The organism is Lactiplantibacillus garii (genome assembly GCF_003885105.1).
Taxonomy (GTDB): Bacteria; Bacillota; Bacilli; order Lactobacillales; family Lactobacillaceae; genus Lactiplantibacillus; species Lactiplantibacillus garii.
In genome coordinates this window covers 15,530-27,800 of sequence record NZ_QWZQ01000015.1, presented here as the reverse complement: position 1 = coordinate 27,800, position 12,271 = coordinate 15,530, and the positions used below count along the sequence as shown (strand labels likewise).

Here is a 12,271-nt window from a genome sequence, read left to right as displayed (position 1 = left end):
ATGTTAAACGTATTTGACATTGTTAAGTTAACAAAAATTGATCATAAGGAAGTTGACAGCAATCAGATCGTCGTAACGGACGGAAATGGTAAGCCCAACGCGATTTTAACGGAACTACTCAACGACGTCGTGGGTAACATGCGCATCTTCATCGATATGAATGAAGTGTACTCCGTTGATGATCTGATGCGGGAACTGGGCGAACATACGCCGTTACCCGAAGACGTTTTAGAGGAATATGAAAAGGTTTTGCGTGAGCCGATTTACAACATCAATTTTGTGCCGAAGCGTGGTCAGGTTGAAGTGGTGGTTGGTGAAGGTTAATCAAAAAGTTTCCGGCGCGGTTCCCAGGTTCAATGGGAAATCGCGCCGGAAACTTTTTTTGATGGCACGTGTTAAGCTTGCCAACCATGGTCTGATTGCCAGTCCCGCTTACGACTGTCACTAATGTAAGGGTTCCCCGCAACAATGAAACGCAGTGGGAGTTGGCCACTAGCGGCGTCCGGGTTAACGCCAACGCGGGGAACAGCCTTAATTTGACGGGGGTGGCGAACGTCCTTTAAGCTGATTTCAAACGGACTGTCATCGATGGAAACCAAGTTGTAAGTTTGGTCGTGGATACCGAGGGCTTGGGCAAGTTTACCGGGGCCGTTAGTGACCTGAACCCCGCTTTTTCCCCGGTTAGTGAGCATCTGATCTAAAGCGTAGGTGGGTTCAATGGCGCGAATCAGCACCCCTTCGGGAACGTTTAGTGGTTGCGTGACAATATCAAATAGGAGGTTGGCTCGCAATTGGTATATGTATAACGTCCCGGCTGCGCGGTAAAGTGGTTCAGTAAATTTACTCCGGCGACCCTTGTAAGCGTGGGCGGCGGTATCGTGGGTTCCGAGGTAGGCTTCGGTTTCTACGATCAAACCACCAATCAAACCGTGGTTACTGCGATATAATAGGGTCGTACCCAAGAGGGCTTGGGCAATTTCAGTTGTTGGGCGGCCGTCAAAAAAACTAGCGGTCGCAAATGATGTGGTTGTCAAAATAGATTCCTCGAATTCTAAAAGATTGAAGATGGCAAAATGTTATTAAAACTTGAACGAATTTATACTAAACCGGCTGATTTGGAAGGTTACCGTTTGTTAGTTGACCGGCTATGGCCGCGTGGTATTTCTAAGGTCAACGCGCACCTTGATGAATGGGTCAAAGAGATTGGACCATCGACAGAACTGCGTAAATGGTTTAATCACGATGTCGATAAGTACCCAGCATTTGTTCAAAAGTATCGGGCTGAATTGGACGGAAACCCGATTACACCGGGATTTATTAAGCAAGTTGCTGACCAACTTAAACGGTCTAACGTAATCTTATTATACGGCGCTAAGGATGAACAGCACAATCAAGCCGTTGTTTTACGCGATTATTTATTAGCAAGTGGCCAGTTACCTACCAAATAAAACATAAAAAATATTATATTGGTATAGATAAAAATTGAATATCATTATCAATAAACTGCGGTCATCAAATTAATTTATTTATTTTCTTGAAAACGGTAGCATTTTATCTTGAATTTTGCTATGATTATGTTGTTAATTAATGACGTCAACTATTACAGTGCACAATAATGGGGGTTGCATTGTTAGGCAAGCAAGATTGGGGATAATATTATGATTAACTTATGTGTGTTACCAAGTACCGCAAGTTGTCGCAAAGCCCACCGGTGGTTGTTAGAGCATCGAATCCCGTTCCATGAACGGAATATGAACGCGCAACCATTGACGGAAGCCGAAATCAAGCATCTGCTACAGTACACGTACGATGGCATTGACGATTTAATTAGTACCAAGTCCAATGCTTACCACCAGCTTAGTAAAACGACACCGATTGAAGACATGCCGTTAAGCGAAGCGGTCAAGGTGTTGAGCCAGACGCCACAGCTCTTGCGGCGTCCCATCATCTTTGATGACCACCGGTTATTATGTGGGTTTAATCAAGACGAGATCCGGATGTTTATCCCGCGCGAACAACGTGTTTTGAAGATGCAAGCGATGGCTAAACATCAAATGGCTTAAAACTTCTGGCTTTAGAGTTGCTGCCGTAGTTTTGGGGTGAACCAAAAAATTTAAAAACAAGGCGACTACCTGTCATCAAAAACTGATGCACGCAGGTAGTCGCCTTTTGAAATTTAATGTCAATCTATGCGTATTTATGCGCAATCTTGGCAGCGACCGCCGCTGCAATCGCGCCGACTAGGTCGTCGATAAAGGTGTTTACCACGCCGGACTTATCTTCGTCAAGCTTTTTAATGATACCTTCCTTGACCTTATCAACGTACCCGTAATTAGTTACGCCAATGGTACCGTAAATGTTGGCCATGTTGAGGGCGAGTCCTTCGTCCACCCCAAAGACGCCGGCGTCGTTAGCGACGATGGACTGCAGGGGTTCCCTTAACTGCTTTTCGGTTGCCAGGCGGTCTAGTTCGAGGGCCACCATGGCGTTATTTAACAGTTCCCGTTTGTGTAGGACTTCCTTAGTTTCAGTTTCACACTCCGCTACCGTTAACTGGGGAATGTATTTGATTTGCAAATTATACGTAATTTCCGCAATTTCCTTATAAGTAATGCCCTTGTTAGCCAATGCGTGGCTCACAAATTCGTACGCCGCTTTATCCGGGTATTTAAACGTTTGATCGTCCATGGTGTCCCTCCGTTGATTTTATTTTGTCAATCATTTTAATTATAGTTGGCTTTCTGTGAAAAGAATATTAATTCGATTTCAAAATGAAAATGATGTCGGTTGTGCGCGTTTTGGGGCGCCATTAATGATAAAAGCTAAGGCGATTGATTGTTATTTTCATGCAAACGGGTAAAATGAATACTGTTAAACTTGATGAAGGGTACGATAAATTTTGGCAAAACGCGTTCGAATGGTTATTCAATTCCTACTCCTAGCGTTCGTAATTGGAGCCACCGTAGTATTAATCGGTGCCGGTGGTGGCAGTACCAAAATTACGAAGGTGACGAGTCAACTGGCACCGCGAAGTGCCAAGACGCTGAGTAATCAGTATCAAAAATCCAATACCGCAACCGTTTTTTTGCACGGTTATAACGGTGGGGCGTATTCAACGAACTATTTAATTAATCAGGCGGAAAAGGCCGGAGCGGCACAAAAAGCTCTGGTGGTCCACGTCTATAAAAACGGTGTAATGGCGTTTAAGGGATACTGGCAAAAGTCAATCCAAAACCCAATGGTCCAGATTGTTTTTCAGGACAGTCACGCAACGCAAAAGACCCAGATCTACTGGTTACATCAGGCCCTGGTGCAGCTAAAGGCTAAGTACGGCGTTCAAAAGTATAACGCGGTCGGCCACTCGTTAGGGTCGAACGACATTGTTAATCAGGCTTTGAAGTACGGAAAGGACCGAAAGTTACCGACACTCAACAAAATCGTTACAATTGCCGGTCCGTTTGACGGACTGACGGGTTATTTAAACGCTGAGACCGAGTCGCAGGTCAAACAATTGGCCGCTAAGCCGGTCCGCTTTACCCGTCATTTTTCGGAAATGTTAAAGTACCGTAAAAACTTCCCCCAAAACGTGCAACTGTTAAACGTCGTTGGGGATACCAACGATGGCTATAATAACGATGGTTACGTGGGGGTAGCGTCCGCCCGGTCGGTGCGTTATTTACTGCGTAACAAGCTGGCGAAGTACCGCGAAGAATTTTACAGTGGTGCGAACGCGGCGCACTGTTCGTTAAATAAGAATCCCAAGGTTGCTCAGGCGATGATCAGTTTCCTGTGGTAGTCACAACGCTGGCCCGTTATGCCGGCGTTTTTTGTTAGTATGCTTTGCTTTATGAAAAAAAGATTAAAATAATGACTTGACGATTAAAAACAATGATGGTATTGTTAGTCACAAGTTAATAAACGAACGTTAAACGTTACATCAAGTAGGTGCAGTTCTGGGTGTCAGGAAGTCGGTGGTTGCTGCGAACCGATCAGGAGCTGTAGTTGAAATACGGTAACCGAGTTTCAGTTGGACGGGTAATAACTAGAACCGTTATCTTCTAGTGAGTGGGGGATTAGTACCGTAACTTTAATCCCCAACCTGGGTGGTACCGCGACTAGTCTAATCGTCCCTGTTGTTCATTATGAACAACGGGGACGATTTTTTGTTTACATATGACTGAACAGGAAAAGAGGATGATTAGGATGGAAATGAAGCGGTGTGGTGGCTTAGCTCGATATTCAAACTGTGATTAGTTGCTTGTCACTGATGCAGTTGAAAGAGGAGTTTTAACATGAAAAAAACACAGGATACCCCCAAAGTTAGTACGTTAGAAGCGGCAATCGTTTTATTAGTGGTTTTAGGCATTATGAGTTTAGGTGTGATTGGGTTCCACCTATCCCCCCAAGTTCCCGTTTTATTAGCCATGGGCGTCGTTACCGCCTGGGCCATGTTCCGGGGCTTTCCCTGGCCAGCCGTTAACGCCGGCATTAAGGAAGGTATTGATAAGGGCATCGTGCCCATCTTCATTTTTATTTTAATCGGCGCGATGATTTCAACGTGGATCGCAGCCGGAACCATTCCAACGTTGATGGTGATTGGCTTTAAATTGATCAACATTCAGTGGTTCTTACCGTCCGTCTTTATCGTTTGCACCTTGGTGGGAACCGCGGTGGGGAGTGCCTTTACGGTAACGTCGACCGTTGGGATCGCCTTTTTCGGTATGGGCGTGACGATGAATTTGAATCCGGCGCTAGTCGCCGGGGCCATTATCAGCGGCGGCATCTTTGGGGATAAGTTGTCACCACTGTCCGAAACGAACAACCTAGCATCCGCCGTGGTTGACACCGACCTATTTGCCCACATTAAGCACATTATGTGGAGCACCGTGCCAGCCGGTGTGATCACCCTTGTTTTATTTGCCATTTTGGGCCATAACAATGCCAGCACCAGTTTAGCGAAAATTAATCAAACGGTGGCCGTCTTAAACGGGCATTTTAACGTATCCGCCCTATCGCTGCTCCCCATTATCCTCGTGTTCGTTTGTGCCGGTTTTAAAATGCCCGCCATCCCGACCATGCTACTCAACATTTTTGTTTCTGCCGGCCTGATTTTGTTTGAACAACCCGGCATTACGATGACTAAGTTAACCGCAATTATTAACACCGGCTTCGTTTCGAAAACGGGAAATACCAGTGTTGACACCCTGCTTTCCCGGGGTGGAATTGTCAGCATGATGAGCATGGTTGCCCTTATTATTGTCACGTTATCGTTGGGGGGCCTGCTGGTTAAGTTTGGCCTGATCAACCAAGTCATGACACCGATTGCCAAGCATTTAAACAGTGATGGCAAGTTGATCTTAGCCGGTATCCTCACTTGCATCGGGGTCAACGTCTTCGTTGGTGAACAGTTCCTATCAATTATTCTACCTGGTCGGGCCTTTCGCCAAGCGTTTAACGACGGGGGCTTAGCGGGCCAAGCCCTAGGTCGGGTTCTTGAAGACGGCGGTACCGTCATCAACTACTTAGTTCCGTGGGGGGTCGGCGGCGTTTTCTTAGCCACTACTTTAGGCGTACCAACCGTGGACTACTTACCATTCGTTTTCTTCAGCCTACTTTGCCCCGTGATCTCCGTGATTAGCGGCTTCACCGGTATCGGCATCGCCCACCTGGGTCAAAAACAAACTGCTAAGGCTAAAAAGGGTGTCCAAACGGCTTAATGCCTTAAAAAAATCTCAGTAATCAAAATAGTTCCGTACGCCAACCGTGAAGAAAGTCACCGGTTATCCGTACGGAACTGTTTTATTTTAAATTGAAAGTGGATGCGTGGCTTTTACGGTTTGGCCGTTAGCCTTCGCGGACAAGTTTTAAGTCGGCGACGTTATCCTGAACGAACTTAACGTAGTGGTCAAAACATTCAGTTAAGAAGGCCACGGTTTTATCGTTGGTCAGGCGCCCCTGATCGTCAAACTGGGACGGGGCGTTATTTAATAGAAATTCGTAGCCGGGCATGACAAAGCCGTTAACGCCCGGTGAGTTTAAAATTTGCCGCAAGTTGTCTTGCGCCCGGGCAGTACCCTGAACACCTAACGAAGCCCCAACGATCATGATTGGTTTGGTTGTGAAAGGGTGGGCAGCCGTTGAAAGCCATTCAAAGGCACTTTTAAGGGCTGCAGGAACCGCGTGATCATATTCCGGGGTTGCAATGATGATGCCGTCCGCCGCGGCTAACTGTTCGGCGAGGGCGTAGACGCACCCGGGGGTGTTTTTAAGACCTGCTTCGTTAAATAACGGTAACTGGTCGATTTCGGCCAAGTCGATGTGTGCCTGATTTTGGAACCGTTGCTGCATATCCAATAATAACTGCCGGTTGTAAGACTGAGGAGCGTTATTGCCGACTAGACCAACTAAGTTTAACATGTCAATTCCTCCTAAAAAGGTTTACCGGACGGGTTACGTGGTGACTGTTAAACGAACCGTCCTGGTTACTGATAGTCTTAATTATAGCGGGCAAAGTAGGTGAAGATTAGCCGATAAAATATCCTTTTTTATTGGGAAAAGTATCTCCGTTTTAATCGTGGAAATAAGTTGAATGGTCAACCTGCAAAAACGAAATTTGAACGGGCCGCGTGGCACGCTCAAATTTCGTTTGGGGGAGTTGCTTAGACGTTTAAAGTTTCCGTTACGCTAAGTTGTCGGTGGCTTTTTCCGTCGGGGTGTCAGAATTATTTAACAGCAGCGCGGCCCCGATGCCAAGCACCCCAACGAGGGTCGCTAGCCAAAGGGCGGCTTGGGCGCCGTGGATCAGGGCAAGGTGCATGTCACGGGCGTACTTAGCGGCGTTGAGCTTTAACGCACTTGTTGCTGGAGAATAACTAGTGGCAACGCTTTGCATGACTGAAATTAATGCGGCGGTCCCAAAAGCGGCCCCGACTTGACGGGTGACGTTGTTTCCCGCGGACCCGTGGGAAACGAACTTTTTCGGTAACGCGTTCATCGCCATGGTTCCCGATGGCATCATGGCAAAAGTCAATCCCACGTTTCGTAACGCGTATAGGGCCATTACACTCCAGATTGGCGTTGTTAACGTCATGAAAGACAGGGCCAACGTTGAGATCGTCATGACCATTACCCCGAAAATGATGGTTTGCCGGCCCTTGTTTTTTTCAACTAGTGAACCGGATAAGGGCGCTAGTAAGAACATCACCAGGGCACCCGGAAGTAAAGTCAACCCGGATTGGAGGGCCGTCATATCACGAGCATTTTGCATATATAGCGGTAAAATAAATTCAACAGCCACCATTGAAATTTGTGCAATGGCGCTGATAACCGACGCGACACTGAAATTTTGGACCTTAAAAATTCGTAATTCGAGCATTGGGTTATCAATCACCAGTTGGCGCCATACCCAAGCAGCGACAACGAGTCCACCGAAGAGGGCCGGTAGTGAAGAATGAACGTTGATCCAACCATAATCCGACGTTTCTGAGACGCCGTAAAGCAGGCAGCCAAATCCAACCGTGGATAATAGTACCGATAATGCGTCCAGTTTAGTGCCAATGTGCGGAACGACGTCTGCCATGAAAAATACGGCCAGTAGCAGGGCGAGCGCGATGATTGGAAGTGTTAGACCAAAGATCCAGTGCCAACCAATTGTATCAACAATGTAGCCAGCCAGCGTTGGGCCAATGGCTGGTGCCAGCCCGAAGATAATTCCCAACAACATGGTTGGCTTACCGGCTTCGGACCGGTCGTAAACTGAAAATAGGATGGTCATTGAAAGCCCAGAAAGAACTCCGGCCCCAACGGCTTGAACGAGTCGCCCCGTTAATAACGTTGCAAAATCACCTGATAAGAATGAAACGATCGTTCCTGCTAAAAAGATTCCCAGTGAGACGACGACTAGCCGTTTAGTATTAAACCGGTCGGCTAACCAAGCCGTAATTGGGATTAAAATTCCGCCAATCAGCGAATACCCCGTTGATAACCAAGTTGCGGTTGAGACGGTTACGTTAAAGGCCTGCATAATTGCTGGTTGTGCAACTGAGAGCACGGTTTGGTTAAGCATGGAGACAAACGCGCTGATCAGAACTACCGTTACCAGCAAGCCGCGGTGATAAGTTAATTTTTTCATGAAATGGGATTTCCTCCAGTACACTATGATGCTGCTTCGCAGTTAAAACGTCGTGAGGACGTTTTTACGAGGTGAGCGGGATTGTGCAAGTTAGACGTCTATTTTGCATGGATTCTATTCTACGCAAAAAAAGCGAACTGTCAACAAGTTAGTTATCTAATTTGTATATTTTTTTCATAAATGGTTAGATATTAATAATAGCGACTAAGTTAAGGGGGCGCCCATTATGAGCAAATCGAGTGAGTTAAATTACTTATTAAGAAGTCTCCAAGTAAAGGAACAACGCTTGTACAATGAAAAAACCAGCAATTACGATTTGAGTCCTTCACAAGCCCGGGCCTTGATCTACATCGAGTCCCACCCGGGGACCAACCAAAAAGCGGTGGCTGATTATTTTGGTTTACGGGGAGCCAGCACTTCTACGCTGATCAAAAAATTAGCGGACGCAGGCTATCTTGAAAAAAAACCGAGTCGGGGTTCCCAGGATCGTTCGAATAAATTATTTTTAACGGCAGCGGGATTGGAACTAGTCGTTGGACTTAAAGCGGCGTTTACCAGCGTTGAGGAGCGGCTCGTGGCAAGTTTAACCACCCAAGAAACGGCGACGCTTATTCAGTTACTGACTAAGGTTGATCGTGGATTAGCGGACTAAATCGAGCCTGTTTTGAAGTTGCGAACGCGGAACCAAACTTTAAAGGGCACCAATTACTCAGTTTATTTTGAGTAATTGGTGCCCTTGATTTACTTTAGCAATGGTGCTAAAGATTTGTTTGTTCTACTTAACGTTCAGTTTTTAAAATAATCATTATTTGGGTGCAACTTGTTCTTGGAAGTCCGTAAAAATCGGGTGATTTAAATTGATCCCCTTGGATTTAGCCACGTACCAAGCTAAGACTTGGAACGGGATGATGGCGAGCAGCGGTGCCTTGTACTGGTCCTCTACGGCCGTTAACTGTAACGTCTGAGCGTCCTTAACGGCCGGTTCTTCACCGGTTAAACTAATGGTGTAGATGTGGGGCGTTAAGCGGGACTCGTAGTCCTTAACGGCCTGTAACTGGGCCATGACGCCCGGGTCGGTCGTTAACTCAATGTAGAATTGACAGTGCTGTTCGTGCGCACCCAGGTAACCACCGTGGGTGAACTCGGCTAGCGTGTAACCCCGCGACGGGACCCGCATGATCTCCGTAAACTTAGTCTGCATTTCGGCGAGGGTTCCGGTCAAAACACTCGCACCAATTGCGGTAAATTCCGGCGTGTTGGTGAAGTCAATCGTAAACTTACGGTAAAAATCGTTGGCCTGCTGAACAGTGTAGTTCATATTTTCAATTAGGAGACTAAAATCATCCAGTTCCTGGTTAGCTTCTAAATCGGTCAGCAGGTTCCGGTCGGCGGCACTCCGGAGGGCTAGTAACATTAATGAAAGCACGATAGCTTGAAAGCTTAACGTGATGTAAGGGATCGTTTCTTTGCCGGTTAGTAAGTCACAAGTGGCGTCGCACTCACCGGCCAGTTCGGAGTCACTCTTAGCCGTCATGGCAATGGTATAAGCTTGGCTAGCTGCGTGGGCTTTCTTTAAGGCGGCCAGGGTCGTTGGGTCATCGCCGTCTAAAGAAATGGGGATGATCACGTCAACGTCGGAATCCGCGGTTTCATACGTTAGGTATTGATCGGTTGCGAGGACGGTCACCTGGATCCCCGCAATTTTTTGCATGTATAAGCGGGCCGTGGTGGCGGCGTTTTGACTGGAAGCCATGGCTAAAATTAACCACCGCTGCGGCCGTTCGGGAGCGCCCGCTAAGGCTTTGGCAAACTGGTCCGAGTAAGCGGCTACGATGTTACCGAGAACGGATTGTTCCCGTCGGATGTAGGACAACATGGTGGGATTATTCATCATCATCATTGGACTCAACTCCTAAGTTTAATTAATAAATTTATCGTTAATACCATAGTTCAATTTTAGCCCAAACTAGGGGCGCTGAGAACCAAATTGACGGAAATATTATCTGGCCGGTTCTTGCTTTTCTAAAAAAATTCTGTTAAGGTAAGCGACAACTTAAAACCAAAACAAATTGCCTATATAATGCCATGATAAGGATGGCGAGTTTCTACCCAACACCGTAAATGTTGGACTATAAGCGAATTGAGTCGACGGGTCCGTACAGCTCTTTTTGCCGTACGGGCCCGTTTGCTTTCTCCGATAGGCAGAAGGAGAAAAATTGTGTTAAAAACAGTTGATATGGTGATTACCGGCGCTCAGGTCTTAAACGTTTTTACCCGTGAATTTGACGCAACTAGTTTGTGGATCAAAGACGGGCACATTGTTAGTAATTTAAAGGATGAGCCCTACCAAGCACGGGAAACGGTGGACGCAAGTGATCAGTGGATCGTCCCCGGCATGATCGACGCGCACGTGCACATGGAGAGTTCGATGGTGGCGCCGAGTGAACTCGGCAAAGTACTATTAAAGCACGGGGTTACGGCCATTGCGACTGACCCGCACGAACTGGCGAACGTGGCTGGGGTAGCGGGAATTCAATATCTGATTGACGATGCCCGCCAGACCCCGCTAGACGTTTTTTTCATGCTACCGTCCTCGGTACCGTGCGTGCCGTTTGACGATAACGGGGCGACCCTCCACGCGGCCGATTTACGGCCCCTGTATGCGCAACCGGAAGTTCACGGTTTAGCGGAGGTCATGGATTACGGTGCGGTGGAACGCGGTGACGAGGACATTACGGCAAAAATTCGGGACGCCTACGCCCACGGGTACCACGCGGATGGTCACGCGGCCGGGCTGAATTCGCACCAACTAAACGTGATGGTCAACGCCGGGTTGGATACCGACCACGAGTGTACGACCGTGACGGAGGCCCTGGACCGGGTGAAGGCGGGCATGACCGTTTTCTTGCGGGAAGGCACGGTTGAACGGGACGTTCTGGCGACAATGGGGGCGGTCACCGAAGCCAATGCTAGTCGCTTTGCGTTTTGTACCGACGATAAAACGATCAGTGATCTTATGACCGAGGGCTCGATCGACTACAACGTACGGTTAGCCATTCAAAACGGAATGCGACCGGCCCTGGCGTACACGCTGGCGAGCCTGAACGCGGCCCATGCGCACCGCTTGACGGACCGTGGTAGTTTAACGGCGGGCAAATTAGCCGACCTGGTCGTTTTGGACGACCCCCGGCAAGTAACGGTAGCTAAAACGATGAAAAACGGCCGGTGGGTACCGGCGGATCAACCTACGAAGCCGCTAGCGTTTACGGCGACCCGGGTACGGCAACACGCCACCCTAGATGATTTAAAATTACCGCTAACTAATGGCAAGGTGAACGTGATTGGGGTCCAGCCCAACCACATTGAAACCGACCACCTCGTTAAAACAGTGACGCCGGGAGTGAACTTTGAAGCCGACGTTGACCAGGACGTTCTCAAGATGGTCGTGATCGAACGCCATAAAAATACGGGTAAGGTGGGGGTCGGCCTGGTTCACGGCTTTCAATTAAAGCACGGTGCGGTGGCCGGTACGATTGCCCACGACGCTCACAACATCGTGGCGGTTGGCACGTCGGATTTGGCAATTTTACGGGCCGTTGAACAAATCACCCGGACTAACGGCGGTATCGCGGTCAGTGATGATCAACAAATCATCGCCAACATGCCGTTAGCGGTCGGCGGGCTTTTATCGGCGGAAACTTACACGCGGGCGGCTGAACAGCTCGCAACGATCAAGGCGGCCTATAATCAAATTTGTGAGCCACCGATTAAGTTTGATCCGTTCATTACGTTGTCGTTCTTAACGTTGCCGGTCATTCCAACGCTAAAGTTGACGGCCCGGGGATTATTTGACTACGATTCCTTTGACTTCATGCCGGTTGAAATTCAGGATTAACTAAAAATCAGGTTGACTTCATTGATTGAGGTCAACCTGATTTTAGTTATTGGTGAACGTTGTGGTGTTCCCGGTACCACGCAAACGGTAACGTAATCACCGTGTAGGCGAGGTCAACGAGAATGACTTCCTTTAGCGGAATTTGTAGAAGAAAAACGGCAACTAGCGTGAGGACAACGATAAAGGTCAACGCGCCCTGTGACCAGCGGAGCACCCATTCGGGTAATTCTGGCATAAACTCACAT

Annotated in this window: 13 protein-coding genes and 1 riboswitch; of the genes, 7 read left to right on the top strand and 6 right to left on the bottom strand. The window is 47.8% G+C overall.

Annotated features, from left to right (window positions below; all coding sequences use genetic code 11):
• Complete coding sequence (locus D1831_RS05945) at nt 1–324, top strand: hypothetical protein (protein WP_125072012.1); 324 nt, start codon at nt 1–3, stop codon at nt 322–324.
• 71 nt (nt 325–395) lie between these two features.
• Here the strand turns inward: D1831_RS05945 and D1831_RS05940 are convergent, their stop codons facing one another.
• Nucleotides 396–1,034, bottom strand: coding sequence for a DNA-3-methyladenine glycosylase (locus D1831_RS05940; protein ID WP_125072011.1), 639 nt, complete (start codon nt 1,032–1,034; stop codon nt 396–398).
• Nucleotides 1,035–1,073: 39 nt separating this feature from the next.
• On the opposite strand from D1831_RS05940, the gene D1831_RS05935 reads away from it, so the two are divergent.
• Nucleotides 1,074–1,448, top strand: coding sequence for a DUF488 domain-containing protein (locus D1831_RS05935; RefSeq protein WP_125072010.1), 375 nt, complete (start codon nt 1,074–1,076; stop codon nt 1,446–1,448).
• A 210-nt stretch (nt 1,449–1,658) separates the two neighbouring features.
• The gene (locus tag D1831_RS05930) at nt 1,659–2,063 is read left to right on the top strand and encodes a Spx/MgsR family RNA polymerase-binding regulatory protein (RefSeq protein ID WP_125072009.1); all 405 of its coding nucleotides are present in this window, start codon (nt 1,659–1,661) and stop codon (nt 2,061–2,063) included.
• Between the two features lie 124 nt (nt 2,064–2,187).
• Here D1831_RS05930 and D1831_RS05925 read toward each other — a convergent pair whose 3' ends face one another.
• Nucleotides 2,188–2,688 carry a phosphatidylglycerophosphatase A family protein gene (locus tag D1831_RS05925; protein WP_125072008.1) on the bottom strand — a complete coding sequence of 167 codons (501 nt, stop codon included), beginning with the start codon at nt 2,686–2,688 and terminating at the stop codon, nt 2,188–2,190.
• Between the two features lie 211 nt (nt 2,689–2,899).
• Here D1831_RS05925 and D1831_RS05920 point away from each other — a divergent pair, with 211 nt between their 5' ends.
• Together D1831_RS05920 and nhaC are read left to right on the top strand one after the other, a co-directional pair.
• A complete protein-coding gene (locus tag D1831_RS05920; protein WP_125072007.1) occupies nt 2,900–3,796 on the top strand; it encodes an alpha/beta hydrolase in 897 nt (298 codons plus the stop codon).
• A 496-nt stretch (nt 3,797–4,292) separates the two neighbouring features.
• Nucleotides 4,293–5,717 carry a Na+/H+ antiporter NhaC gene (nhaC, locus tag D1831_RS05915; protein WP_125072006.1) on the top strand — a complete coding sequence of 475 codons (1,425 nt, stop codon included), beginning with the start codon at nt 4,293–4,295 and terminating at the stop codon, nt 5,715–5,717.
• 127 nt (nt 5,718–5,844) lie between these two features.
• On the opposite strand, the gene D1831_RS05910 is transcribed toward nhaC, so the two are convergent.
• On the bottom strand, nt 5,845–6,417 hold the full coding sequence (locus D1831_RS05910; RefSeq protein ID WP_125072005.1) for an NADPH-dependent FMN reductase: 573 nt from the start codon (nt 6,415–6,417) through the stop codon (nt 5,845–5,847).
• 262 nt (nt 6,418–6,679) lie between these two features.
• Nucleotides 6,680–8,131, bottom strand: a complete 1,452-nt coding sequence (locus D1831_RS05905) for a DHA2 family efflux MFS transporter permease subunit (protein WP_125072004.1) — start codon at nt 8,129–8,131, stop codon at nt 6,680–6,682.
• Nucleotides 8,132–8,357: 226 nt separating this feature from the next.
• Between D1831_RS05905 and D1831_RS05900 the strand changes: the two genes are divergently transcribed.
• Complete coding sequence (locus D1831_RS05900) at nt 8,358–8,783, top strand: MarR family winged helix-turn-helix transcriptional regulator (RefSeq protein WP_125072003.1); 426 nt, start codon at nt 8,358–8,360, stop codon at nt 8,781–8,783.
• 153 nt (nt 8,784–8,936) lie between these two features.
• Here the strand turns inward: D1831_RS05900 and D1831_RS05895 are convergent, their stop codons facing one another.
• Nucleotides 8,937–10,031 (bottom strand): SIS domain-containing protein, encoded by a 1,095-nt coding sequence (locus D1831_RS05895; RefSeq protein WP_225422797.1) that lies wholly within the window; start codon nt 10,029–10,031, stop codon nt 8,937–8,939.
• A 153-nt stretch (nt 10,032–10,184) separates the two neighbouring features.
• A riboswitch (purine riboswitch) is annotated at nt 10,185–10,283 on the top strand.
• 66 nt (nt 10,284–10,349) lie between these two features.
• Here D1831_RS05895 and ade point away from each other — a divergent pair.
• The gene (gene ade, locus D1831_RS05890; protein WP_125072002.1) at nt 10,350–12,026 is read left to right on the top strand and encodes an adenine deaminase; all 1,677 of its coding nucleotides are present in this window, start codon (nt 10,350–10,352) and stop codon (nt 12,024–12,026) included.
• A 46-nt stretch (nt 12,027–12,072) separates the two neighbouring features.
• Here the strand turns inward: ade and D1831_RS05885 are convergent, their stop codons facing one another.
• A complete protein-coding gene (locus D1831_RS05885; protein WP_125072001.1) occupies nt 12,073–12,261 on the bottom strand; it encodes a hypothetical protein in 189 nt (62 codons plus the stop codon).
• Nucleotides 12,262–12,271: the final 10 nt, after the last annotated feature.